Genomic DNA, 24,763 nt, shown 5'->3' on the forward strand with positions numbered 1-24,763 from the left:
CTACCACAAACAGTTTGGAATTCAGTAATTCAATCCCTCGCGGAAGCAGAGAATCGAGCGTAAATGGATTTGTCCGCCTCGAAAAACAAATTGGACCTGTTTGCAGAACAGTCTCCAATTTCGACGCAGGCATAGATGACCATCGAAGACCATTTCTCCACCTGACTCCAAAAAAAGGGGAATGTCATGCCGGATCACTCGTTCGTTCGTAATGGAATTTCGCGGCGCGGACTTCTGAGCGGTGGCGCCGGCCTCATCGCCGCGCCGTTCATCATCCGTCCGGCTTACGCCGCGGAGCGCATCACCGTGGCCGATCCGGGCGGCGTCTACGTCACCGGCTTTACGCCCGCCTTCTATGCGCCCTTCCGCAAGACCGGCGCCGAGCTTGTCAACGTCTCCCGCGACTCCGAGCCGACCAGCCAGGTAAAGGCGCAGGTCGACGCCAAGTCCTATGTCTGGGACGTCGTCTCGATCACCCTGTCATCGCGCAAGCTGCTCTCGGATGCCGGGCTGCTCGAGCCATTGCAGTTCTCGGGAACGGATTACGACGAGCTTCTCCCTCTGGCGAAGCAGCCAGACTGGCTGGGCACCAACGTCTATGGCAGCGTGCTGGGCTACCGCACCGACAGCATGAAGGCCCGCCCCTCGAACTGGGCCGATTTCTACGACGTTGCCAAATTCCCCGGTCGCCGCGCCCTGCCGAAGAGCCCGATCCATACGCTCGAAGGCGCCCTGCTTGCTGACGGCGTCGACCCGAAGAAGCTCTACCCCCTCGATGTCGACCGGGCCTTCAAGAAGCTCGACACGATCAAGCCGCATATCGCGGTTTGGTGGACGAGCTTCACCCAGACTACGCAGCTCCTGCAGAGCGGCGAGGTCGATTTCCTGCCTTCCAGCAATGCGCGCATCCAGGCGGCGATCGACAACGGCGCGCCGGTCGAGATCATCTGGGATGGCGGGCTCTACGGCATGGAAGGCTGGGCCATCCCGAAAGGCTGCCCGCGCGCGGAACTCGCCAAGAAGTTCATCGCCTCCTGCGCCAATGGCGAACGGCAGGCGCTCTATACCAAGGCGCTGGCCTATGGCCCGACCAACCAGACCGCGTTCAAGTTCATCGACCCCGCCCGCGCCAAGCAATTGCCGACGGAGCCGGCCAACTTCAGCAAGCTGATCCCGAGCAACGACGAATGGTGGGGCGCGAACAAGGACAAGATGTTCGAGCGCTTCAACGCCTGGCTACTCCGTAGCTGAGGCACTGGCCCGATGTCGGAGAAGCTGCGAACCGAGCAGGTCACCAAGCGCTACAGCGAAGTCGTGGCGCTGCAACCGACGACACTCTCGATGCGCGACGGGGAGTTCCTGACGCTGCTCGGGCCGTCCGGCTCGGGCAAGACCACGCTCCTGTCCCTGATCGCCGGGCTGACCGAGCCGACGGGCGGCGACATCTGGATCGACGGGCGGCGCGTCACCGACGAGCCCTCAGCGAAGCGGGGATTGGGCATGGTCTTCCAGAACTATGCCCTGTTCCCGCATCTCTCGATCTACGAGAACATCGCCTTCCCCTTGCGCATGCGCCGGATGGGCGCGGCCGAGATCGACGCGGCGGTGCGCCGCGTGCTCGACCTCATCCATCTGCCCCATGTCGCCGAGCGCCTGCCGCGGGAACTCTCCGGCGGGCAGCAGCAACGGATCGCGCTGGCGCGCTGCATCGTCTACGAGCCCTCCATCATCCTGATGGACGAACCGCTCGGCGCCCTCGACAAGAACCTGCGCGAGCACATGCAGACCGAGATCAAGCGGCTGCATGTCGAGCTCGGCATCACCATTCTCTACGTCACCCATGATCAGGAGGAGGCGCTGTCGATGTCCGACCGCATCTGCCTGATGAACAATGCGCGGGTCGAGCAGATCGGCACCCCGGCGGAGCTGTATTTCAAACCGGCCTCCGTTTTCGCGGCCGGTTTCCTCGGCGAATCCAACATCGCCCCGGCGAAGGTGCTGTCGACCGGAGCCGAGACCCTGCTCGGTTCGGTCGACGGCTCGACGATCAGGGTGGCGGCCGATGCCGGCCACCGCACCGATGAAGACGTCAACTGGATGGTGCGGCCGGAACGGCTGAAGCTCATCCGCGACGGCGAGGCGCATGAGAACATCCGGCGCGGCCAATTGCTCGATGCCGTCTTCGTCGGGGGCTTCACCAAGATCAATGTCCGGCTGGACGACGGCACCACCCTCCTCGCAAAGGAGCTGACATCCGGGCGGCCGCTGCCGGAGCGCGGGCAGAACGTGACGCTCGGCTGGTCGGCCGCCGACGCCATCGTGCTGCCGCCGGGCGCGTGACATGACGACCATGTCCACGCGCGATTGCGAACCTGCCCCGACGGCCGAGCCCGCGATATCAGCCCTTCAGCCGCGGCTGCGTCGCGCAAGGCCGCTCCTGCCACTGGTTCCGCTCCTCGCCTTCCTGGCGATCTTCTTCTTTTTCCCGGTCGCACAGATCCTGTCGCTGTCGCTGTTCGACCGGGGCGGAGCCGCCACCTCCGCCAACTTCGCGAAGGCCTTCTCCGACCCTCTCTATTTCGACGTCCTGCTCATCACCTTCAAGATCGCCGGCTGGACCACGGTGATCTCGGTCGTCGGCGGCTTCCCGGTCGCCTACTACCTCGCGAACGCCGCGCCCCAGAGCCGCAACGCTCTGATCATCTGGGTCCTGCTGCCGTTCTGGACCAGCTTCCTGGTGCGGACCTTCGCCTGGATGATCCTTCTGGGGCGGAACGGTGCGGTCAACCAGCTCTTGCTGGCACTTGGCATCGTCGACGCGCCGGCCTCGCTGATCTTCAACCTGACGGGCACTCTGATCGGCATGTCGCATGCGATGCTGCCGCTTGCCGTGATGACCATGCTGCCGGTGATGCAGACGATTGACGGCAACCTGTCGCGCGCCGCGGAAACGCTCGGCGCCGGTCGCGCCCAGATCTTCTGGCGCATCTACATCCCGCAATGCATGCCGGGTATCAGCGCGGCCGCGATGATGGTGTTCATCAGCTCGCTCGGCTTCTTCATCACCCCTGCCCTGCTCGGGGGCGCGCGGGAGACCATGCTGACGCAGGTCATCATCACCCAGATCCAGGAATTGCTGAACTGGCCGGCGGCCAGCACGCTCTCGGTCCTGCTGCTCGCGGCCTCGATCGTGGTCTTCGTCGCCTATGACCGGGTCATCGGGCTGTCGAGCCTGGCCGGTGGCTCCTCGGACCGCTCGGCGCGGACGGTCTCGGCCTGGTCGTGCATCCTCGACGTGATCGGCCGGGCGATCGTCAATGGGCTGGGAAGCCTCTGCGCCGGAATCGGCGCGGTGTTCGCCGGACTGCTGCCCGCGCGCGCCTTCCGCGGGCTCGGCCGGGGCAGCAGCCTCGCGCTGTTCCTCATCGTCGTCGCCTTCCTGCTGATCCCGACGCTCTTCGTGATCCCGGCCTCCTTCACGCCAGGAAATGCGGTCCAGGCCAATCCAAACGGCTTCTCTCTGCGCTGGTACGAGGCCGTCTTCGCCTCTTCCGACTGGACCAGCGCGGCCTGGAATTCTCTGATCGTCGGTCTGGCTTCGGGCGCGGTGGCGCTGGTGCTGGGCACGATGGCGGCCTTCGCGATGGCCTGGAACCGCTTTCCCGGCAAAACCGCTGCGCTCGCCGTGATCCTGTCGCCATTGATCGTGCCGCGTATCGTGATCGCGGTCGCCCTGTTCTTCCTCTATTCGAAGCTGGAGCTGGTCGGGACGGTGACGGGGCTCGTTATCGCGCATGCCGTGCTCGCCGTCCCCTATGTCGTCATCACCGTCATGGCGGTGCTCGCGACCTATGACCGGCGGCTCGACCAAGCGGCAGCGGTGATGGGCGCAAGCCGGTGGCAGACTCTGCGCCGGATCACCTTGCCGATCATCAAGCCGGGCCTGCTCTCGGCCTTCCTCTTCGCCTTCGTCACCTCCTTCGACGAATTGACGGTGGCGCTGTTCATCACCGGCGGCTCATTCAACACGCTGCCGCGCCAGATGTGGTCGGACCTGCTGCTCCAGATCAATCCGACCCTGGCAGCCGTCGCGACCCTGCTGCTGGTGCTGATGACTGGTCTCCTGTTCCTCAACGAGCGTTTCCGGCGTTCAGCCGGCCGCAACTGACGCCCGCGTGGCGCGATCTGGAAGGCTTCGATGGGCAACAACCTTCGCAAGAAAACCTATTACGGCGTCACCGTCGGCATCCTCATGGTCAACAGCCGCTTCCGGCGCTGGCCCGGCGATATCGGCCATGCCGGCACCTGGGATTTTCCCGTGCAGTACAGAATCGTCCACGACGCCGTGCCCTCGCGCATGACGGAGCTGCACGAATCCAGCCTGCTCGAACCGTTCAAGCGGGCGGCCCAAGAGCTGATCGATGCCGGCGTCGACGGCATCACCACGACCTGCGGCTTCCTCTCGATCTACCAGCGCGAGCTCGCCGATTTTTGCTCGGTGCCGGTCGCGACCAGCGCTCTGCTACAGGTGCCGATGGTCGAGCGCATGCTGCCGACGGGCAAGAAGGTCGGCATCCTCACCTACAACGCCGAGGTGCTGAACGGCCCTTATCTGCGCGCCGTCGGCATCGCCGAGGACACGCCGGTCGTCGGCCTGCCGCAAAGCTCCGAATTCGTCCGCAGCATCCGCGAAGGCGACGACACCGTGCCTTATGACGTGCTGCGCGGCGAGGTCCTCGCGGCCGCAGGCGACCTGCTCAGCCGGCATCCCGATGTCGGCGCCATCGTCGGGGAATGCACCAATCTGACGCCCTTCAGCGCCGATATCGCCGAACGTTACGGCGTGCCGGTCTTCGACGCGGTGACGATGGTGAACACCTTCCATGCGGCGCTGAAGCCGCGACGCTTCGGCACGGACTGATCGCCGGCGCCACGATGGAAAGCGGCCAGAACAGGACGGGTATCGCCGTCATCGGCGGGGGCATCGTCGGCGCGAGCGTCGCCTACGGTCTCGCCGCCCACGGCGAGACCGTGACGCTGTTCGACGAGGGCGACATCGCCTTCCGGGCGGCGCGCGGCAATCTCGGCAATGTCTGGGTGCAGGGCAAGGGTGCGAGCGGCCCGGCCTATGCCTATTTGACCCGACGGGCAGCGAAGGACTGGGACGACTTCGCCCGCGACCTCGGCACTGAGAGCGGAATCGATCTGCATTTCCGCCGGCCGGGGGCCTTCTTCTTCTGCTTCTCCGAGCTGGAGTTGGAGCGCCGCAGCAAGACGATGGCCGATCTGGAAGCGCATGCCGCGGTGCCGAGCCGGTTCGAGGTCATGGACAATGACGGCATCCGCAAGCTCCTTCCCGAAGTCGGACCCGCCGTCGTCGGCGCGACCTTTTGCAGCGACGACGGCACGACGAACCCGTTCCATCTGCTGCGCGCGCTGATCGCGGTGTTCGAGCGGCACGGCGACTACCGGCCCCGCCACGCCGTCGCGGGCGTCGTCCCGGACGGCGCGGGCTTTCGGGTGAAGACGCAACAGGGCGACTGGCTCGCCGACCGCGTCATCCTGACCGCCGGGCTCGGCAACAAGGAGCTCGCTCCAGGCCTAGGCCTGTGCGCTCCCATCCGCCCGGTGCGGGGACAGATCCTAGTCACGGAGAAGTTGAAGCCTTTCCTGCGCTACGGAATCAGCTTCATCCGCCAGACCGCGGAAGGCGGTATCGTGTTCGGCGAATCCTCTGAGGAGGCCGGACTCGACGACCGCACGACGCCCGATGTCATTCAGACGACGGCCCAGCGGGCCGTGACGGCCCTGCCGCTGCTCGCCAATGCGCAGGTCGTGCGCAGTTGGGCCGCTCTGCGCGTGATGTCGCCTGACGGCATGCCGGTCTATGCCGAATCCGCGGCACATCCGGGCGCTTTCTTAGTGACGGTCCACAGCGGCGTCACGCTTGCGCCCTTCCACGCCGGGCCGCTCGCAACCGCCCTCTCCGCCGGGCGACTCGACCCGGCCTGGCAGCCCTTCTCATCGGATCGCTTCAGTGTTCCAGCGCCTTGATCTCACGGAATTCGACACCGCCTTCAGCTTCGGCGGCACGACCGTGCCCGCCCGCGAGGGCGAGAACCTCGCGGCAGCGATCCTGCGCGCGGGGATCAAGACCTTCCGCAGCACGCCTCGTTCCGGGGCTCCGCGCGGCCCCTATTGCATGATGGGGGTCTGTTTCGAATGCCTTGTCACGGTGGACGGGCAGCCCAACCGGCAGGCTTGCCTCGAGACCGTACGCGCTGGCATGGTCGTCGAACCTCAGACAGGCGCCGCGGAGCTCAGCCAGTGAGCGCGCCCTTCGACGTCGCGGTGATTGGCGCGGGTCCGGCGGGCATGGCGGCCGCTGTCACAGCCCGCAAGCACGGACTGAGCTGCGTGGTGTTCGACGAGGCCGGCAAGCCCGGCGGCCAGATCTACCGAGCCATCACCGAGCGCCCGGCACCGGACCGCGCCGACATTCTAGGACGAGATTATTATGCGGGCCGCGATTTGGTCGAGGCCTTCCAACGCTCCGGCGCGGAGCACCGGGCCGCGGCGATGGTCTGGTCCGTCGCGGAGGGTGAGATCCGTTGGCGCTCGCGCGAAGGCTCCGGCGTCACCGGGGCACGCCGGATCGTCGCGGCCGCCGGTGCTATGGAGCGCCCATTCCCTATCCGCGGCTGGACGCTGCCCGGAGCCATGACTGCCGGCGCGGCGCAGATTCTGCTGAAAACCGCTGGTCTGTTGGAGGACGATCTCGTCTTCGTCGGCGGTGGCCCGCTGCTCTATCTCGTCGCTGCGCAATACTGCCGCGCAGGGCATCCGCCGCGGCTTATCATCGAGACGACCCCGCGGAAGAATTTGGCGGCCGCGCTGCCCTATCTCCCGCGGGCGCTTCTGGCCGCCCCGTATCTCTCCAAAGGACTTGGCCTGCTCCGCGAACTACGTGCTGCCTGCGTCCGCATCGAACGCGGCGTCGAGCAGGTTGAGATCGAGGGCGAAGATGCGGTGCGCGGCGTGAAATGGTTCAGCGGCGGGCGCTGGCAGCGCACTGATGCAAGCCGCGTGGCGCTCCATCAGGGCATCGTGCCCAATGTGAATCTCGCCATGGCGCTGCGCTGCCCGCATGTCTGGGACGAGCGTCAGCGTTGCTGGCGGCCGGAGCTCGACGCATGGGGGCGCTCCAGCCAGCCCTGGCTCTGGATCGCGGGTGACGAGGCCGGCATATCCGGCGCCATTTCGGCGCGTTTGAGCGGCACGCTTGCCGCGCTCGACATCGCTCGAGACCTCAGCGCGATCAGTGCAGCCGAGCGGGATCGGGCGAGCAGCTCCCTTCGCACCGCGCTCTGGCGAGACCGCGCGATCAGGCCGTTTCTGGAGGCGCTCTACCGTCCGGCTGATGCTTTCATCGCGCCCGAGTCCGACGATGTCGTCGTTTGCCGCTGCGAGGAGGTGACGCGCGGCGAAATCGCCCAGGTCGTGAAGGAAGGCGCGGCCGGACCGAACCAAGCGAAAGGCTTCCTGCGGTGTGGCATGGGTCCCTGCCAGGGGCGACTTTGCGGGCACACGATCACTGAGACGATGTCGGCGTTGAGCGGGCGCAGCCCGGGTGAAATTGGCTATTTCAGGTTACGCATGCCAATCAAGCCCGTGACGGTCGAACAGATAGCGGACTCCTGTGTCGATTCGGGTCCCAACTTCGGCGCCGAAGCATCGTAAAGTCGTCGGGGCGCAGATGGCGGTGCGATGATGGGCTAATTTCGGGTGGCGCCGGACGCTGCCCTACGAACTCAGCCCAGAGCGGCGTGCCGATGCCTTACGTGCGGTCGGCCGCTTCTTGGATCTATCCGGCAAATTGCGCCGGAAATCGATCTGAAGGATCAGTCTGCGGGTATGGTTCCGGTCCATTTCGCTGCCCAGACAGCAGCTGCGTCAGCGCCTCGTCATCAACCTGTCGTGAAGCCATTTGCAGAACCGGATCTCCAACTCCGTGATCGGGCCAGATGCTTCGCTTTCTCCTTCTCCGCTCTCTGCGCGCCCTGCTGACCGTCGCCATCTGCGTCTCGGCCGTGTTCGTCGCGCTGCGCCTGGCGGGCGACCCGGCCCAGATCATGTTGCCGAGCGACACCCCGCCGGATGTCGTCGCCTATTATCGCGAGGCCTGGGGCCTCGACCGGCCTCTGGCCGAGCAGTACCTGCTCTATATCGCGAGCGCCGTCCGCGGTGATTTCGGCCTCTCATTCGCGGATGGCAGGCCTGCCTTCACCGCCGTGGTCGAAGCGCTGCCGAAGACCTTCCTGCTCGGCTCCTCCGCACTGATGCTGGCGCTCCTCGTCGGCCTGCCGCTCGGCGTCCTCGCGGCGCTGCGCCATAATCGCGCCGCCGACCGGCTCGCCATGGCGGTCGCGGTGTTCGGCTACGCCATTCCCGTCTTCTTTCTCGGCATCCTGCTCATCCTGCTCTTCGCGCTGAAGCTGCGCTTGCTGCCTTCGGCCGGATCTGACAGCCTCTGGCATCTCATCCTGCCAACGGTGACGCTCGGCCTGCCGCTTGCCGGCCGGCTGGCGCGCTTCGCCCGCACGGCGACGCTGGAGGTGCTGGGCAAGCCCTATATCCGGGCGGCGCGTGGGCGCGGCGTGATGCCGCTCCGCGTGATCCTCCGCCACGCCCTTCCCAATGCCGCGGTGCCGCTGCTGATGTTCATCGGCATCGAGATCGGCCATATCCTCGCCGGCAGCGCGGTGGTCGAGACCATCTTCGCGTGGCCGGGCATCGGCCGGCTGCTGGTCGACTCCGTCTCGACGCGCGATCTCTCCGTCGTCCAGGCCGTGATTTTCACGGTGACGGTTATCATGGTCGGCGCCAATCTGCTGGTCGATATCGTGCATATCCTGATCGATCCGCGGCTCGGCGGCTTCGCCCGCGCGCTTGGCGGGCAGGCCTGATGAGCGCCGTCGGTCTCTCCTCCGCGCCTGCGGCTCCTGCGGCCAGACACCGGATGTCGCCGGTCGTGATGCTCTCGGCCGGCTTCCTGCTCGCCGTCGTTGTCGTCGCGCTGCTCGCGGACTGGCTGGCTCCGCTGCCCTATACCGCGCAGAATCTCGCCGCGCGATTGAAGCCACCTTTGACCGAAGCCGGCGGCACGATCTACTGGCTCGGTACCGACCAGCTCGGCCGCGATATCCTGAGCCGGATGATCTTCGCTGTCCGCACCTCGATCCTGATCGCCGTGATGGGAACCCTGATCGGAGCCGTGTTCGGGACAGCGCTCGGCTTCCTCGCGGCGCGTCTGCGCGGCTTCGCCGATCAGGCCATCATGATGCTGGTCGATGCCCAAGCGGCAATTCCGGCGCTGTTCCTGGCGCTGACCATGCTCGCCTTCTTCGGCAACAACATCGTTCTCTTCATCCTCCTCGTCAGCATCGACGGCTGGGATCGCTATACCCGGCTGGCGCGCGGCCTCGTCATCTCCGAACAGGAGAGCGACTACATCAATGCCGTCGAGGCGCTGGGCGCTGGCCCGTCGCGGGTCGTCCTGCGCCACCTCCTGCCCAATATCGCCGCCGCGCTGGTGGTGCAGGCCACGTTGAATTTTCCCGGCACGATCCTGCTCGAAACCTCGCTCTCCTTCCTCGGGCTCGGCGTGCAGCCGCCGGGCACCTCGCTCGGCCTGATGCTCGGCGAAGGCCGCCGCTACCTGCTCAACGCCTGGTGGATCGCGGTCTTTCCGGGGCTGACGATCTTCCTGACCACGCTGTCGATGAGCCTGTTCGGCGACTGGCTGCGCGACCGTTTCGACCCGACCAGCGAGAGGAACTGAGACGATGCGACCCGGCCTCCTTTCGGATGCGGGCCGGCCGCTCGCCATCGCCCATCGCGGCGGAGCCCTGCTCGGGCCGGAGAATACGCGGGAGGCCTTCTCCGCCGCCATCGCAGCCGGAGCCGAGGTCGTCGAAACCGATCTGCGCTTCAGCGCCGACGGTGCGCTGGTCTGCCTGCACGATGCCGACCTCATGCGCCTCGCCGGGCATCAGGGACGGGTCGCCGAGACCGATCTCGCGACGCTGAGGGCGCTTCTGCCCGGCTTGCTGACGCTGGACGAGGCGATCGCGTCTTCCGCGCCGCTCGGCCTCCTGCTCGACGTCAAACTGTCCGAACCCCGCATCCTGAACCCGATCCTCGCCGCCCTCGATGCGACGGATGCGCTTCCGCGCTGCCTGCTCGGCCTCCGCGACATCGACCTGATCGGCGCGGCGCGCCGGCAGTCGCCGGAGATCGCGATCCTCGCTCTGGTGCCCGATCCCGATTCCATCGCGGCAGCGCGATCCGCCGGCGCCGATTGGTTCCGGCTCTGGCAGGGCGATGCCACGCCGGAGCGGCTCGCCGCCGTGCGGAAGGCCGGTCTGGGTTCGGTCATCATGGTCGGTCAGCCGCGCTCCGTGGCGGAACCGGCTATCCGCCCTTTCCGGTTGGCCGGATCGATGCGGAGGGCATCACGCGCCTGCTGGCGCTCGGCCCCGATGCGGTGATGCTCGACGATCCGCGACTTCTCCTTGCGGCCCGGACTGTCACCGGCCCGTCGTCAATCTGATGCAAGGCAGCCGCATCGCGGCGCCGCTGTGCCGGCCCCGCCCGATGTCTTGCGAGGATCTCCATGCCCGTCCTGTCCCGTCGCCGCTTCATCGAGGCTGCTGCCGCCCTGCCGGTCGCGCTCTCCATGCCGACCGCCTTCGCCGCCGGTGACAGCCGCCCGAGCTTTACCGTAGCGGTCGCCGACCTGCCGGCGACGCTGGAACCGGCGCGCGAGCTTTCCAATGTCGGCACCCGCGTCACCTATTCGATCTTCGACACGCTGATCCGGCGCGATTTCCTCGGCGCGGCCGATGGCGGCGGCTCGGAGCTCAAGCCGCATCTGGCGGTGAAATGGGAGCGGGTCTCGCCGCAGGAACTCGTCGTCACGCTGCGCCAGGGCGTGAAGTTCCACAATGGCGACGAGCTGACCTCGGAAGACGTCGCCTACACCTTCCGCGACGGCCGGCTCTGGGGCGACAAGGCCCAGATCCCCGGCGGCAAGGCCTATTTCGGCATCCTTGCCTCGGTCGAGCCGGTCGATCGCTACACGGTCCGCTTCAAGACCAAGGTCGCCGACGTACTACTCGAACAGCGCCTCGCCTCCTGGTGCGCCTGGATCGTCAACAAGCGCGCCTATGAGGCGATGGGCTTCGAGGCCTATTCGCGCAAGCCGGTGGCGACCGGCCCCTATCGCGTCGTCTCGCATTCGGCCGCCGACGCCACGGTTCTGGAAGCCTTCGACGACTATTTCATGGGCAAGCCGACGGCTAGGCGCGTCAGCTTCAAGCGCGTGCCGGAGCTGGCGGCGCGCGTCGCCGGCCTCGTCGCCGGCGATTACGACCTGATCACCAACATCCCGCCCGACCAGATGAGCGTGGTCGGCGGCTACAAGGACATCGACGTGCGCTCGGTCGTGCTCGCGAATGTCCATGTCCTCGCCTACAACGATCAGGACAAGGTGCTCGCCGACAAGCGCGTGCGGCAGGCGCTGAACTACGCGATCGACCGCCAGAAGCTGGTCGAGGCGCTCTGGCAGGGCACCGCGCAGGTGCCGGCGAGCCACAATTTCCCGGAATACGGCCAGATGTTCATCGAGGGCCGCAAGCTCTCCTACGACCCGGCGAAGGCCAAGGCCCTGCTCAAAGAAGCCGGCTACAAGGGCGAGCCGATCGTCTACCGGACGCAGGCCAACTACTACACCAATGCGCTCGAGGCCGCGCAGATCCTGACCGAGCAGTGGAAGGCCGTCGGCATCAACGCATCCTTGCAGGTCGTCGAGAACTCGACCCAGATGCGCGGCTCCAACACGCAGATCTTCAACTGGTCCAACTCGACACGCCTGCCCGATCCGCTTGGCTCGATCTGGGTGGCCTGGGGGCCGGCCGGCGAGATCCAGGTCTCGAAGTTCTGGACCTCGGCGCAGGCCTTCAACAAGGCGGGCACGGCGCTGGAGGCCGAGACCGATCCGGTGAAGCGCAAGGCGCTGTTCACCGAGATGCTCGACATCTGGGAGGAGGAGGCGCCGGCCACGATCCTCTACCAGCCGAGCGAGGCCTACGCGATCAAGAAGTCGATCGCCTGGCGGCCGACGACCTTCTACTTCATGGATCTGCGCCCGGACAATCTGAGCTTCGCCAAGGTTTGAAAGCGACTATGCTTCAGGGCTGCGCCGTAGGCACAGGCCCGAGCCGATAAGCGCGGCGCTATACGTCATGGTCGGCCTTGTGCCGACCATCCACGTCTTCATTCGTGCAATGCGGTGTTCAAGACGCGGATGCTCGCCACAAGGGCGAGCATGACGACTGGAGCGAGGTCGTGTTCATGGGTTCCGGGCTCAGGCTTGCGGCCTGCCTCGGAATGACGGCGCGGTTTCCTCGAAACCAGCGAGCTCTACTGCCCGCCACCCAAAATAAACCGCCGCCCGTCCTGCTCGACCACATCGACATGCTGGACGAAGGTGCCGCTGCCGGCCGAATGCCGAAGCTCACGCCCCTCCTCGCGGGCTGGAACGGCAAGATTGCGCCCCATCATCGTCGCCGCGGGCTGAAGCCCGAGCAGGCCAAGCACGGTCGGCCCGATATCGATGATGCCGGCCGGTTCCTGCGAGACGGCGCCCTGGCCGCTGGCATCGCCGAGGATCAGCACGGTGTTCAATTCATGCGGGTTGATGCCGCCATGCATGCCGCCGCCGAGTGGCACGTCGCCGGGCGTCATCGCCCCGAGACCGGGCAGCCCATATTGATCGGCGTCGAGCGTCGATTTCAGAATGAACATCAACTCCGGCTGGCGCTCGGCATGCCCCGTGTTCATAAGGCCCAGCGAGAGCGTGCCCGCGATCTCGCCTTCGACGCCGTTGCGGTCGCGCGAGAAGACATGGCCGATGGCAGGATGCTCCATCAGCCAGGCTGCGACGCGCTGGATCTCGGCGTGCTCGCCTTCCCGCAGGCGGATCTCTCCGCTCATGCCGCCGGTTGCCACGATAGCGGCGCCGTTGATTGTCTTTTCCGCGCTGAGGTCGAAGCCGGCCTGCTGCGCCGCCTCGAACAGCGGTTCGACCGTGCCGGTCGAGATCTGCCCATGATCGGAGGCCGCGATCACCGCGATACGCTCCGCATCGGGCTGAGCCTCGACCCAGTCGAGGATCGCACCGAAGGCTCGGTCGGCCTCGCGAAGGCCAGCCATAGCCTCAGGCGAACCGAGGCCGCGATAGTGGAAGGTCGTATCCGGCTCGTTGAACCAGATCAACGCGACGTCGGGCCGTGTAGGCAGCACCAGCTCGGTCATCACCCGCCCGCCATAGGCGAGTTCCTGCAGCCGCGGCAATTCGCGCTCCGGCAGCGGGCCAAGACGGGCGATCGCGGCTTCGACCGCTTCCGGCGTCTGCGTCGCCCCGGCGCCGTGCATCGAGAAGGTCCAGTGCCCGTTGGCGCGGGCGCGCGGATTGATGAAATGCGCCGAGCCGGCCGAGCCGGTATGCACCACCGCCATGCGCTTGCCGGCACGGGCCAGCACGTCTCCGAAGCTGTCGGCGGCGAGCAGGCGACCGTCATGATGCGCCTCGGCGCGGCGGATCAGGCCGGCATCGCTGGTGTCGAACATCCTCTCGGGGATCGCCGCGCGATGATAGAAGGCATTGCCGACGATGCCGTGGACGATCGGGGGCGCGCCGGCCGCGATCGAGCTCGTCGCCACGCGGGTGACCGACGGAAAGACGCTGCGCGCGCGGCGGAACCAGGTTCCGCGCGCGGCAAGGCGCATGATGTTCGGCGTGAGCTCGGGCGTGACGAGATCCGGCCGCAGACCGTCGAAGACGGCAATGATGACGCGGTTGGCGGTCGGTTGGTCAGGGCGGCTCATCTCGTCTCCGGGGTCGGCGTCGTTTCGGATCAGGCTGCGGCCGCCGCGGTCGGTGCGGTTGCCAGATGACAGGCGGCGAGGCGGCCGTCAGCCACAGGCTTGAGCACCGGAACCTCCTCCCGGCAGCGGGCCACGGCGCGCGGACAGCGCGGATGGAAGGCGCAGCCCGAGGGCCTGTCGACGGGATTCGGCGGGTCGCCCTGCAGGATGATGCGCCCTTGCGTCCCGCGCAACGGCGTCGGCACGGCCGAGACGAGCGCCTCTGTGTAGGGATGGGCCGGGGCGTGGAACAGCGCATCCGGCGGGCCTTGCTCGACGATGCGGCCGAGATACATCACCGCAACCTTGTCGGCGATCTGGCGGACGACCTTGAGATCATGGCTGATGAAGAGATAGGCCATGCCGAAGCGGGTCTGCAGGTCCTGCATCAGGTTGATCACCTGCGCCGCGACGGAGACGTCGAGCGCCGAGATCGGCTCGTCGCAGACGAGCAGCGCCGGCTCGAGCACGAGCGCCCGCGCCAGCACCACGCGCTGGCGCTGCCCGCCGGACAGCTCGTGCGGATAGCGTTCGAACAGATCGGTCCGCAGGCCGACCGCATCGAACAGCGCGAGCGCCTTCTGCCGTTGCGCGCCGGTGTTGCCTTCCAGCCCATGGATGACCAGCGGCTCGACGACCTGCTCACCCACTGGCAGGCGCCGGTCGAGCGCGGCCAGCGGGTCCTGATGGACGAGCTGCATGCGCCGACGCAGTGCGCGCCACTGGCGATCGCGCAAGCCGGTCACCGGCTCGCCCTCGAAGCTGATCCGCCCGCGTGTCGCCGGCAGCAGACCGAGCGCGAGCTTGGCGGTGGTCGACTTGCCGCAGCCGGATTCGCCGACGATGCCGAGCGTTTTCCCGCGTTCGAGCGAGAAGCTCACGCCGTCGACCGCGTGCAGGATGCGGCGCGCTCCGCCGGCAGTCGCGACCGGGTATTCGCGGGCGAGATCGCGGACATCGAGAAGCATGGTCATGCCGTCGCCCCGATTGGCGCGGGCACCGACAGATCCGGAAAGGCGGCGCCGCGAGGCGGCAACGCTTCGTCGAGCCGCAGGCAGGCGGCGCGCTGGTCTTGCGCCGCGAGCGTCAGTTCCGGCAATTCATCGCCGCAGCGCTCGATCGCGATCGGGCAGCGCGGCGCGAAGGCGCAGCCCGGCGGAATGCTGGCCGGGGCCGGCACGGTGCCGGGGATCGGCGTCAGCCGCCGGCGCGGACCGTCGAGCGTCGGCAGTGCCGCCAGCAGACCTTGCGTATAGGGGTGGCGCGGCCGGGTGAGCAGGTCCTGCGTCGCCGCCGTCTCGACGATTCGCCCTGCATACATCACCGCGATCCGCTCGCAGAGATCGCCGACGACACCGATATCGTGTGAGATCAGGATTAGCGCCATGCCGGTCTCGCGCCGCAGCTCGCGGATCAGGTCGAGCACCTGCGCCTGGATGGTGGCGTCGAGCGCGGTCGTCGGCTCGTCCGCGACCAGCACATCAGGCTCGCCCGCCAGCGCCAGCGCGATCATCACGCGCTGGTTCATTCCCCCCGAGAATTCATGCGGATATTGCTTGAGGCGGCGCGTGCCGTCGGCGATGCCGACCCGGTCAAGCAAGCGCAGCGCCTCGCGGCGGGCCGGTTCTCCGGTCAGGCCGCGATGAAGCCGGAGGACCTCCGCGATCTGCGTCCCGATGCGCTGCACCGGGTTCAGCGCACTGCTCGGATCCTGGAAGATCAGGGCGATGCGGCCACCGCGCACCCGCGCCAGCTCGCGCTCGGGGAGCGTGCCGATATCCCGTCCGTCGAGCAGGGCCTCCCCGCCGGTCGTCACATTGCGCCCGAGCAGGCGCAGTGCGGCAAGCCAGGTAATGCTCTTGCCGCAGCCGGATTCGCCGACGATGCCGAGCGCCTCGCCGCGCCCCACCGACAGGTCGATGCCGCGTACGATCGGCATCGCGCCGGACACGGCAACGGTAAAGCCATGCAATCGAAGCAGGGGGGATACGGCTTGGCCTTCGATGAAACTCGAGCCGTGTCTGTTGAAGCGATGCTTCGTCAAGGTCGATGATGACTGCATGACGGCCGACATATCGCCGGGCCCGTGACCGTCTTGTGACGTCGCGGTCGAGTGTCGGATATCGACCGTCATTGACCTGGAACTGCACGCGAAGAATTTGTCGAAGGTGCTGCTAAGGTCACCGTTTTTAACATCCGCGACCATCAGCGTTTTCATGATTTTCGTGCAGTCATCCGCAACTGTGCGGATGTCCTTGAGCATCGAGACGACAGCGATACCCGCAAGATGCCGGTAATGCGCCTGCCGAGCGCGTCGGCGCCAACGCTCATTACAATCCAATTGTCGGAGGATACGATTTGCAGATGCGCGACGCCGCTTAAGGGCGCGATTAAATTACCATGCCCGCAATTCTAGTAAAAGTTGTAATTAGTCAATGTCGGCTGCCATGGAAATAACTTGCTTTACCGAATGTATTCATTGATGAAGTGGGCAAGTCGAACCAGCGACTCAGGAGACTGAAGATTGTCCGAAAATAACGAAGCGATCGTCGACATCGTCGCCAGCATCGTATCTGCATTCGTAGCGCACAACAGCGTGCCGATGTCTGAGCTGCCGGCATTGATTGCTAGCACGCATGCTGCATTGACTAATCTTGGCAGAGAGAAAGAGCCTGCCGTCGAAGAAAAGGCCGTTCCAGCTGTCGCCATCAAGAAATCAATTAGCCTGAATTTCTAATCTGCTTGGAAGATGGAAAGAAATTCAAGTCGCTGAAGCGACATCTTCGGACAGCCTACGACATGGCCCCGGAACAGTACCGGGCGAAGTGGGGCCTGCCGAACGACTATCCGATGGTCGCGCCGGCCTACGCAGAAGCCCGCTCGAATCTTGCGAAATCCATGGGCCTCGGGCAGCGGCGTCGGAAGGCCGCGCCTGTGCCTGCGCCAACTCCGAAAAGAGGGCGCGCGAAGAATCCCGCCTGATTGCTGGCGGCGGGCGCTTTTGAGCGCTCGCCGGAACTACATCGACCGCTGATGGTTCAAGGCACGTGGCACAAGGAGAAACCTATGCGCGACGGCCCACCTGACCAAAAATTCCAACCCAGGTCGGTTGGCGTCACCCCCGCGCGGCGCATGAAATCGGCCATTGTGCCGCCAACGGGCGCGCTGACGGTATCCCCCGACAGGAACGTCTGCTGGGCGTTACCCGATTGCGTCGGAGTGTACCGACTTCTTCGAAATCGGGAATCCGCAATCCGGCTTGGTCGTGATTGAAGATCATGCCGGGTACCTGGCTCGGGAGCGATGCGCCTTCGGCGCTCGACCAAAACCTGACATTCACAGCCGTGGACGGGAATGGACCTTCCCACCAGGGGAGCCCTCTCTGGGCCATTCATAATGGGACGATCGGGTCGATACCGTCGTGGAAGATCCGGGCGCGGCTACGCCCGACTCATTCGCCGCGCAATTCCCGATGGAGCCCTGCTGCCGACAGCAGTTCTAGATCGAGCATGGGCAGCAAGTCGTTCTCGGCGCGGAAGTTCCGGGCGCAGATCGCGTCGAACAGCGCGATGCCGGCCTCATGCAGGGGCAGCGGCAAGCCGATCACCCGCCCCAAAGCTTCCAGAGGGACTAGCCCGAAGGGGACCTCCTCAGTGATGAAACGGGTATCCAACGTCTTCGGGCCAAGAAGCTCCGGACGGTTCTTGTAGACCGCCGCGGCCATCTCTCCGACGGGCCCGGGCGCGACGCCGAAGGAATGGACATAGTGGTCCTGCACGCTGCGGACCGAAAGGCCAAAGGCCTTGGCGAGCGCCAGGCGCTCGCCATCCATGGCATCGACGATGCGACCGACACCCTGGGTGATCGAGCCGTAATTCGGCCAATCCTCCCCGCGCTCGGCGCGGGTCAGATTGCCGAGCATATTGGCGACATGGGCCGGAGGGTTGAGATTGCTGAGCATGATGGCCAGCACGTCCTCGCGCAGCTCGAAACGATTGCCGAAGAGTGCCTGGCAGGTTGCGAGGCCTGCCTCCGCGTGGCGGACCGGCAAGGTGGCGACGTCGAGCTTCGCCCGTATACCGGAGATATGGACGCTGCGTGGCCCGCTCTTGCGCGCGGTCAGAGCCGTTGTGGCCCAGGCGGCAACCGGAATATCGATCCCCCGCGCCTTCAGCAGTCGGTGCAGATAGAGCGCGGCGAACGAGCAATGGGCGCTGATGATGACGGTCTGCCCCGCCGTGAGATGAGGGGCGATCGCGTCGATCACCGTCTTGAAGCCGTTGGCCTGCACCGCGACGATGATCGTTTCGGCTCTGGCAAGCGCCTCGGCGCAATCGCGGGCGATGCGCGGCGGCACGGCGGCTTCGAGCTTACCCGTGGTGGTCAACATCGCGTCGCCCGCGAAATCGGCAAGCGCCGCGCCGCTCGGCGACCAGATGACCGGCTCGTGCCCTTGAGCGGTCAGGTAGGCGCTGTAGCCGCGCCCGATCCCGCCGAAGCCGATGATGGCAACGCGCATGGGTTCGATCCCCTTTGATGGTGTCAGACGATTTCGAGGCCGCCGAGCACGTGCTTATGGACGACGGCTTCAAGGCCGGGCCCATCGCGTTGAAGTAGGCATTCGACGATCTCGTAATGCTCGCGCACCGTGTTCGCGAGCAGCGCTGCGGTGTTCTTTTCACGCGTCAGCGTGACTGGAACGCGGCTGCGCAGGTCGAAGATCATCGAGACGAGATCGCCGTTCGGGCAAAATTCGAGCATGGCAGCGTGGAAGGCGTAGTTGGCCTCCTCCTGCGCGATCACGGTTCCGGCACTGACAGCATCGGCGAAATCGTCGGCCCGCTGCCGCAACCGCTCCAGCCCCGCCTCATCGATGTATTTCAACACCTCGGCGGCGGCCGCGACCTCCAGGATGGCGCGGATCGTCACGACGTTGCGGAAGCGCGCCTTGTCGAAGGTCTCGACGCGGTAACCGCGATTGGCCTCCAGCTTGACGAAGCCCTTCTCCTCGAGCCGGTCGAGCGCCTGACGAATATCAAGCCGCGAGGCGCTGTATTGCGACTCGAGATCGACCTGCTTCAGCCAAGAACCGGCGCTGAGGCGACCGGTGCTGATATCCTTCTCGATCAGCTTGGCGAGCTCGCGGGCCCGCGACGCGCTGCCACCGGCCGTCCGCGCGCTACGCGCGCCGGCGCCAGCCCTACCGCTTTGTCCCGTATCCAAAGTCATCAGCGCCATGTTCCGCAGACGAATCCCTGCATCTTCGCAACCATCTTCACCTGCGTTGCCCCTGGACCGCAATTCATTGGCACGGCCCTCCGGGATGGCGGAGATGAAATCCTCTGCCGATGCACCTTCATTGAGCAAAACATCTTAAGACGGGCGATTGACAGATGCCAATCATGAACGCAGGATTGGCGCCAAAGTCAAGAACAGGGGATTGTCATGCACAAGGCCTTCGCCCACCGGCTCGTCGCCACCCTCGCTTTCGGGTTCGGCTCAGCCGCCCTGCTCATGCCAGCGGCGGCGCGCGATCTGACCATCGCCCTGTCGAGCAACGTCAACACGCTCGACCCCGACAAATCGACGACCGTCGGCACGGATCTCAGCGTCGCCGCGCATATTTATACGCCCCTCGTCGATCGCGGTCCGAACCTGAAACTTCGTCCCGGTCTGGCGACGGAATGGGAAGCGATCGGCGATACGGCCTGGCGCTTCACGCTGCGCGAAGGCGTGACCTTCTCGAACGGTGAAAAGCTCGATGCCGAGGCCGTGAAGTGGAATGTCGAGCGCGTGCTCGATCCGAAGACCGGCGCGCGCAACAAGCCGTGGTTCGCAGCGATCAGCGAGGTCAAGGTCGTCTCGCCTACCGTCGTCGAATTCGACACCAAGGGCGCCTATCCCGACCTGCCCGACCAGATGTCGATGTTCCTCCTGATGCCCCCGAAATGGACGGGGGAGTACAACCCCTCCGTTGCTGCACTCGGCAGCGGGCCCTATGAGCTCGTGCGCTTTGCCAGCGGCGACCGCGTCGTGTTGAAGGCGCGTAAGGACTACTGGGGCGAGAAACCCGCCTTCGACAACGTCACCTTCCGGATCATTCCAGAAGATTCCTCGCGCATCGCGGCGCTGGAGGCCGGCGATGTCGACCTGATCACCGCCTTCCCGACCTCCGAGATCGCGCGCATCAAGGCCGGTGGCAAGGCCGATGCCAGCTCCGTCGCCGGCACGCGCGGCATGTTCATCAAGCTCAACGCGTTGAAGGCACCCTTCAAGGACAATCCCAAGCTCTGGCGCGCGCTCAATCTCGGCATCGATCGCAAGGCGATCAATGACGGGCTGCTCGACGGGCTGGCCCAGGTCAGTGCTTGCCAGCCGCTCTCACCGGTCTATTTCGGCTACAATCCCGATCTCAAGCCGATCACCTACGACCCGGCGCAGGCCAAGAAGCTGCTGGCCGAAGCCGGCTTCGCCAACGGCCTGACCATGGATCTCGAAGTTCCGACCGGGCGCTACATCCAGGCCTCTGACATCGCCCAAGTCGTCGCCTCCCAGCTCGGCGAGATCGGCGTTACCGTGAAGCTGCGCGAGATGGAATTCGGCGCCTTCATGAACAAGTACATCGTGGGCAAGAACCTTGGCGACGCCGCCTATTTCGGCCTGGGATGGCCGACGCTGGATGCCGGCGGGCTCCTGAACTTCTGGGAGAAGGAGAACCCGCAATCCTATTGGGAGAACGTGAGCTTCAACGAAGCCGCCCAGGCTGCCCGCTCGACCAATGACGCGGCCAAGCGCACCGAGCTCTACCGCAAGCTCACCAAGCAGCTCTGCGAGGACTCGCCCTCGATCTTCATGTTCTTCACGCCGATCACCTACGCCCAGTCCAAAGGCATCGCATGGCAGGCGCGCGGCGACGACTGGGTACGCGCGATCGACATCAAGACGCGCTGACAGTGACAGAACGACCCGAGCGGCGGGCTTCACCGGCCCATCGACGGCGGAACCTTGCCTGAATTTCCGATCAACCGGATCGCGACAAAGTCATGACCGTTCAAGACGAAACCACCTTGAAGCTGCGCGTCGGCGTCGATTCCGGCGGCACCTTCACCGATGTCTGCATGTTCGACGAGACGCATGGCGAGATCCATGTCTGGAAGGTGTCGAGCACACCGCAGGACCCTTCGCTCGGCATTGCCGGCGGCATCGAGCAGGGCGTCGCCGAAGTTGCCAAGGCAACGGGGCAGAAGGTCGACGTCGTCTATTTCGGCCATGGCACGACGGTCGCTACCAATGCGCTGATCGTCGGGCGCGGCGCCGAAACGGGTCTGATCACCACCAAGGGCTTTCGCGACGTGTTGGAACTGCGCCGTCAGAAGCGCGATTCCCTCTACGACATCCAGACGCAGAAGCCGCGCATCCTGGTGTCGCGCGACAAGCGCCTCGAGGTCAGCGAGCGCGTTCGCTTCGACGGCAGCATCCACACCCTGCTCGACGAGGAGGAAGTGCGCGCCGCCGCCCGCAAGCTCAAGGCGGACGGCATCACGACGGTCGCGGTCTGCTTCCTGTTCTCCTTCGTCGAGCCGGCGCATGAGAAGCGCGTCAAGGAGATCCTGGCCCAGGAGATGCCGGGCGCCTTCGTCTCGATCTCGCACGAGGTCGCGCCCGAGTTCCGCGAATATGAGCGGCTCTCGACCACGGTCGTGAACGCCTATCTCGGCCCGATCATGAAGTCCTATCTCTCGAAGCTCCAGCCCCGGCTGGCTGAGATCGGCATCGACGCCCACCCGCATCTGACCCAGTCGAATGGCGGTGTGATCTCGTCGGAGGTGGCGCAGAACTTCCCGGCCCGCACCGTGCTCTCGGGGCCGGCGGYCGGCGTCATCGGCGCGCTCTCGGTCGGCGGGCTCGCCGGCTTCGACAACATCATCACCTTCGACATGGGCGGAACCTCGACCGACGTTTCGCTGATCGACCGCGGACGGCCGCAGATGTCGAACGATGCCGTCGTGCACGGCTATCCGCTGAAGCTGCCGATGCTCGACATCCACACCGTCGGCGCCGGTGGCGGCTCGATCGCCCATATCGATGCCGGCGGCCTGCTCAAGGTCGGCCCGCGCTCCGCCGCCGCCGATCCCGGCCCGGTCTGCTACGGGCGCGGCAACGAGGAACCCACCGTCACCGACGCCAATGTCGTGCTGCAGGTGCTGAACCCGACGCATCTCCTGAACGGCCGCATGAAGATCGACCAGGCCCGCGCCAAGGCCGCGATCGGGCGCTTGGCCGACCAGCTCGGCCTCGGCGTCATGGAGACGGCCCAGGGCATCATCAGCGTCGTCATAGCGAACATGGCCAAGGCCATCCGCGTGATCTCGGTCGAGCGCGGTTACGATCCGCGCGACTACGTCATGCTCGGCTTCGGCGGCGCCGGCCCGATCCATGCCTCCAGGCTCGCCCGCGAGCTGGAGATCCCGCGCCTCGTCGTCCCGAAATATCCGGGCATCATGTGCGCGCTTGGCCTGCTGCTGACCGATCTGCGCACCAATCTCTCGCTGACGCGGCTCCTGCCTCTGAGCGAAGCCGGCGTGCCGGGCATGGAGAGCGGCTTCGCCGGTCTCGAGGAGCGCGGGCAAGACTGGTTCGCGCAGGAGGCGATCCCCGAGGAGCGGCGCTCGCTGATCCGCTCGCTCGACATGCGCTATGGCGGCCAGGGTTACGAGCTCACCGTGCCCTGCCCCGCCGGCCCGATCGACGCGGCCGCCCTCGTGACGCTGCGCGCGGAGTTCGAGCGCATCCACAAGCAGGTCTATGGCTACGTCGCCACCGAGGAGCCGGTGCAGGTCACGACCCTGCGCATCGAGGCGGTCGGCCTTGTGCCGAAGGCCGACCTCAAGGCTTATCCCCCGGCGGCTGGTCCAGTGGAAGCGGCCGTCACCACCCATCGCGACGTCTGGCTGCCGGAGACCGGCGGCTTCACCAACTGCCCGATCTACGACCGCGAACGGCTCGGCCCCGGCCACAGGGTCGCCGGCCCCGCCATCATCGACCAGATGGATTCGACCACCCTCGTCCTGCCCGGGCAGGTCGCGACGGTCGATGCCCATCTCAACCTCATCCTCGAGGGCTGACCATGCTGGACACAGTCAAGACACAGCTCGATCCGATCACCGTCGAAGTCATCGGCAGCGCACTCACCACCATCGTCGAGGAGATGGGCAAGGCCATCATCCGTGCGGCCTATTCGACCAACATCAAGGAGCGGCAGGACTGCTCGACCGCGCTGTTCGACGCCCAAGGCCATACCATCGCCCAGGCCGAGCATATCCCGGTGCATCTGGGCTCGCTGCTCGGCATCGCCGACCACGTCTTCAAGAACCACGACCTCTCGACGGTCAGGCCCGGCGACGTCTTCGTCGGCAACGACGCCTATACCGGCGGCGGCACGCATCTCAACGATATCGTCTTCCTGGAGCCGATCTTCCATGGCGACAAGCTCGTCGCCTGGGTGACGAACCTCGCCCACCACTCCGACTTCGTCGACCGCGGCCACGCCCATATCTTCCAGGAAGGTTTGCGCATCCCGCCGGTGCGGCTCTATCGCGAGGGCGTGCTGCAGGAAGATTTGATGCAGCTCATCCTGCTGAATTGCCAGGTGCCGCGCGAGCGCATCAACGACTTCCGGGCCCAGATGGCGGCCAACCGCCTCGGCGTGCAGCGCTACCAGGCGCTCTGCGACAAATACGGCGCCGAGACGGTGCGTGCCGCCGGCGCGCAGGTGCTCGACTATACCGAGCGGCGCACGCGCGCCGGCATCGCGCAGATTCCGGACGGCACCTACAGCTTCCGCCACGACTTCGACAGCAACCTCGTCGATGGCGTAATGGACTTGAAGGTCGTGATCGAGGTCAAGGGCGACGAGATCTCCATCGACTTCCCCGACGCGCCGCCACAGGTACGCGCGCCGATCAACATGGTCTACACGGCGCTGCTCGCCACGGTGTATTTCGCGGTGAAGGCGATCGTCGATCCCGATCTGCCGGCCAATGCCGGCTTTCACCGGCCGATCCATGTCTCCGCTCCGCTGGGCTCGGTGCTCAATTCGACGCCGCCGGCGGCCGTCTACAGCCGCACCGATATCGGCCAGCGCCTCGTCGACATGATCTTCGCCGCGCTCGCCGATGTGGTGCCCGAACGCATCGCCGCAGCCTCGACCGGCGGCACRCTGCTGACCACCAGCGGCATCCATCCGCGCACTGGCCGCTTCTACGTCTATAACGAGATGCATGGCGGCGGCATGGGCGCGCGCGCCGACAAGGACGGGCTCGACGGCGTGCAGGTGAACACGACCAACACCGCCAACCTGCCGATCGAGGCGCTCGAGATCGAGCACCCCGTCATGGTGAAGTGCTACGAGCTGGTGCAGGATTCCGGCGGCGCAGGCGAATACCGCGGCGGCATGACCTTGCGGCGGCGCGTCGAGATGCTCGACCACACCGCCCGCATCTCGGCCGGCGGCACCAACAGCATCGTGCCCCCCTTTGGCCTCAAGGGCGGCCAGGACGGCCTCACCGCCCGCGTCGAGCTGTCGCCCGGCGCCAAGCCGCTCGACCGTCGCGCCGGCATCCTGCAGCCGGGCGAATGGGTCGGCATGGTGGCGGCCGGCGGGGGCGGCTTCGGCGATCCGAAGCAGCGCGACCGTGCGCTGGTCGAGCGCGACCTGCGCGAGGAGCGCATCTCGCGGCAGGCCGCCGTGGAGATCTACGGGCTGAAGCTCTGA

General features: G+C 66.0%; 19 protein-coding genes and 1 pseudogene. 15 read left to right on the forward strand and 5 right to left on the reverse strand.

All coding sequences use genetic code 11. The annotated features are described in order from the left end of the window. Positions 1-186: 186 nt before the first annotated feature. From AC1DE3_RS16085 to AC1DE3_RS16135, 11 genes are all read left to right on the forward strand, one after another. A complete protein-coding gene (locus tag AC1DE3_RS16085; protein ID WP_476779926.1) occupies positions 187-1,251 on the forward strand; it encodes an ABC transporter substrate-binding protein in 1,065 nt (354 codons plus the stop codon). 12 nt (positions 1,252-1,263) lie between these two features. Next, positions 1,264-2,340: an ABC transporter ATP-binding protein gene (locus AC1DE3_RS16090; RefSeq protein WP_476779927.1), complete on the forward strand. Its 1,077-nt coding sequence runs from the start codon at positions 1,264-1,266 to the stop codon at positions 2,338-2,340. A 1-nt stretch (position 2,341) separates the two neighbouring features. Then, on the forward strand, positions 2,342-4,168 hold the full coding sequence (locus tag AC1DE3_RS16095) for an ABC transporter permease subunit (protein ID WP_476779928.1): 1,827 nt from the start codon (positions 2,342-2,344) through the stop codon (positions 4,166-4,168). Positions 4,169-4,198: 30 nt separating this feature from the next. Continuing rightward, the gene (locus tag AC1DE3_RS16100; RefSeq protein WP_476779929.1) at positions 4,199-4,921 is read left to right on the forward strand and encodes an aspartate/glutamate racemase family protein; all 723 of its coding nucleotides are present in this window, start codon (positions 4,199-4,201) and stop codon (positions 4,919-4,921) included. Positions 4,922-4,935: 14 nt separating this feature from the next. Beyond that, positions 4,936-6,054 (forward strand): NAD(P)/FAD-dependent oxidoreductase, encoded by a 1,119-nt coding sequence (locus AC1DE3_RS16105; protein ID WP_476852554.1) that lies wholly within the window; start codon positions 4,936-4,938, stop codon positions 6,052-6,054. Beyond that, complete coding sequence (locus tag AC1DE3_RS16110; RefSeq protein ID WP_476779931.1) at positions 6,038-6,331, forward strand: (2Fe-2S)-binding protein; 294 nt, start codon at positions 6,038-6,040, stop codon at positions 6,329-6,331. The genes AC1DE3_RS16105 and AC1DE3_RS16110 overlap by 17 nt, the downstream gene beginning before the upstream one ends. Then, positions 6,328-7,740 carry an FAD/NAD(P)-dependent oxidoreductase gene (locus tag AC1DE3_RS16115; protein ID WP_476852555.1) on the forward strand — a complete coding sequence of 471 codons (1,413 nt, stop codon included), beginning with the start codon at positions 6,328-6,330 and terminating at the stop codon, positions 7,738-7,740. The genes AC1DE3_RS16110 and AC1DE3_RS16115 overlap by 4 nt, the downstream gene beginning before the upstream one ends. Before the next feature lie 284 nt (positions 7,741-8,024). After that, the gene (locus AC1DE3_RS16120) at positions 8,025-8,966 is read left to right on the forward strand and encodes an ABC transporter permease (RefSeq protein ID WP_476852556.1); all 942 of its coding nucleotides are present in this window, start codon (positions 8,025-8,027) and stop codon (positions 8,964-8,966) included. Continuing rightward, positions 8,966-9,841 (forward strand): ABC transporter permease, encoded by an 876-nt coding sequence (locus AC1DE3_RS16125; protein ID WP_476852557.1) that lies wholly within the window; start codon positions 8,966-8,968, stop codon positions 9,839-9,841. The genes AC1DE3_RS16120 and AC1DE3_RS16125 overlap by 1 nt, the downstream gene beginning before the upstream one ends. A 4-nt stretch (positions 9,842-9,845) precedes the next feature. Then, positions 9,846-10,550: a glycerophosphodiester phosphodiesterase gene (locus AC1DE3_RS16130; protein WP_476852558.1), complete on the forward strand. Its 705-nt coding sequence runs from the start codon at positions 9,846-9,848 to the stop codon at positions 10,548-10,550. 125 nt (positions 10,551-10,675) lie between these two features. Beyond that, positions 10,676-12,238 carry an ABC transporter substrate-binding protein gene (locus AC1DE3_RS16135; protein WP_476779936.1) on the forward strand — a complete coding sequence of 521 codons (1,563 nt, stop codon included), beginning with the start codon at positions 10,676-10,678 and terminating at the stop codon, positions 12,236-12,238. Positions 12,239-12,483: 245 nt separating this feature from the next. On the opposite strand, the gene AC1DE3_RS16140 is transcribed toward AC1DE3_RS16135, so the two are convergent. The 3 genes from AC1DE3_RS16140 to AC1DE3_RS16150 are packed head-to-tail and all read right to left on the reverse strand — an operon-like array spanning position 12,484 to position 15,928. Continuing rightward, positions 12,484-13,950, reverse strand: a complete 1,467-nt coding sequence (locus tag AC1DE3_RS16140; RefSeq protein ID WP_476852559.1) for an alkaline phosphatase family protein — start codon at positions 13,948-13,950, stop codon at positions 12,484-12,486. 29 nt (positions 13,951-13,979) lie between these two features. After that, complete coding sequence (locus AC1DE3_RS16145) at positions 13,980-14,963, reverse strand: ABC transporter ATP-binding protein (RefSeq protein WP_476779938.1); 984 nt, start codon at positions 14,961-14,963, stop codon at positions 13,980-13,982. Continuing rightward, on the reverse strand, positions 14,960-15,928 hold the full coding sequence (locus AC1DE3_RS16150) for an ABC transporter ATP-binding protein (protein WP_476779939.1): 969 nt from the start codon (positions 15,926-15,928) through the stop codon (positions 14,960-14,962). The genes AC1DE3_RS16145 and AC1DE3_RS16150 overlap by 4 nt, the downstream gene beginning before the upstream one ends. 585 nt (positions 15,929-16,513) lie before the next feature. Here AC1DE3_RS16150 and AC1DE3_RS16155 point away from each other — a divergent pair. Further along, positions 16,514-16,971, forward strand: a pseudogene (locus AC1DE3_RS16155) (Ros/MucR family transcriptional regulator). A gap of 469 nt (positions 16,972-17,440) precedes the next feature. On the opposite strand, the gene AC1DE3_RS16160 reads toward AC1DE3_RS16155, so the two are convergent. Next, a complete protein-coding gene (locus AC1DE3_RS16160; RefSeq protein WP_476852560.1) occupies positions 17,441-18,508 on the reverse strand; it encodes an NAD/NADP octopine/nopaline dehydrogenase family protein in 1,068 nt (355 codons plus the stop codon). 23 nt (positions 18,509-18,531) lie between these two features. Continuing rightward, positions 18,532-19,218 (reverse strand): GntR family transcriptional regulator, encoded by a 687-nt coding sequence (locus AC1DE3_RS16165; RefSeq protein ID WP_476779941.1) that lies wholly within the window; start codon positions 19,216-19,218, stop codon positions 18,532-18,534. A gap of 216 nt (positions 19,219-19,434) precedes the next feature. On the opposite strand from AC1DE3_RS16165, the gene AC1DE3_RS16170 reads away from it, so the two are divergent. The 3 genes from AC1DE3_RS16170 to AC1DE3_RS16180 all read left to right on the forward strand — a co-directional run bounded on the left by AC1DE3_RS16170 (position 19,435) and on the right by AC1DE3_RS16180 (position 24,763). Then, complete coding sequence (locus AC1DE3_RS16170) at positions 19,435-20,940, forward strand: ABC transporter substrate-binding protein (protein ID WP_476852561.1); 1,506 nt, start codon at positions 19,435-19,437, stop codon at positions 20,938-20,940. A 92-nt stretch (positions 20,941-21,032) separates the two neighbouring features. Further along, entirely contained in the window at positions 21,033-23,114 is a 2,082-nt protein-coding gene (locus AC1DE3_RS16175) for a hydantoinase/oxoprolinase family protein (protein ID WP_476852562.1), read from the forward strand. 2 nt (positions 23,115-23,116) lie between these two features. Continuing rightward, positions 23,117-24,763 (forward strand): hydantoinase B/oxoprolinase family protein, encoded by a 1,647-nt coding sequence (locus AC1DE3_RS16180; RefSeq protein ID WP_476779944.1) that lies wholly within the window; start codon positions 23,117-23,119, stop codon positions 24,761-24,763.

It is taken from the genome of Allobosea sp. 10L417, from assembly GCF_056395485.1.

Coding starts and splice junctions, on each gene's coding strand:
- AC1DE3_RS16165 (WP_476779941.1), bottom strand. CDS start 19,218: ATGACTTTGGATACGGGACAAAGCGGTAGGGCTGGCGCCGGCGCGCGT.
- AC1DE3_RS16150 (WP_476779939.1), bottom strand. CDS start 15,928: ATGCCGATCGTACGCGGCATCGACCTGTCGGTGGGGCGCGGCGAGGCG.
- AC1DE3_RS16125 (WP_476852557.1), top strand. CDS start 8,966: ATGAGCGCCGTCGGTCTCTCCTCCGCGCCTGCGGCTCCTGCGGCCAGA.
- AC1DE3_RS16130 (WP_476852558.1), top strand. CDS start 9,846: ATGCGACCCGGCCTCCTTTCGGATGCGGGCCGGCCGCTCGCCATCGCC.
- AC1DE3_RS16145 (WP_476779938.1), bottom strand. CDS start 14,963: ATGACCATGCTTCTCGATGTCCGCGATCTCGCCCGCGAATACCCGGTC.
- AC1DE3_RS16135 (WP_476779936.1), top strand. CDS start 10,676: ATGCCCGTCCTGTCCCGTCGCCGCTTCATCGAGGCTGCTGCCGCCCTG.
- AC1DE3_RS16170 (WP_476852561.1), top strand. CDS start 19,435: ATGCACAAGGCCTTCGCCCACCGGCTCGTCGCCACCCTCGCTTTCGGG.
- AC1DE3_RS16120 (WP_476852556.1), top strand. CDS start 8,025: ATGCTTCGCTTTCTCCTTCTCCGCTCTCTGCGCGCCCTGCTGACCGTC.
- AC1DE3_RS16090 (WP_476779927.1), top strand. CDS start 1,264: ATGTCGGAGAAGCTGCGAACCGAGCAGGTCACCAAGCGCTACAGCGAA.
- AC1DE3_RS16105 (WP_476852554.1), top strand. CDS start 4,936: ATGGAAAGCGGCCAGAACAGGACGGGTATCGCCGTCATCGGCGGGGGC.
- AC1DE3_RS16140 (WP_476852559.1), bottom strand. CDS start 13,950: ATGAGCCGCCCTGACCAACCGACCGCCAACCGCGTCATCATTGCCGTC.
- AC1DE3_RS16085 (WP_476779926.1), top strand. CDS start 187: ATGCCGGATCACTCGTTCGTTCGTAATGGAATTTCGCGGCGCGGACTT.
- AC1DE3_RS16095 (WP_476779928.1), top strand. CDS start 2,342: ATGACGACCATGTCCACGCGCGATTGCGAACCTGCCCCGACGGCCGAG.
- AC1DE3_RS16160 (WP_476852560.1), bottom strand. CDS start 18,508: ATGCGCGTTGCCATCATCGGCTTCGGCGGGATCGGGCGCGGCTACAGC.
- AC1DE3_RS16100 (WP_476779929.1), top strand. CDS start 4,199: ATGGGCAACAACCTTCGCAAGAAAACCTATTACGGCGTCACCGTCGGC.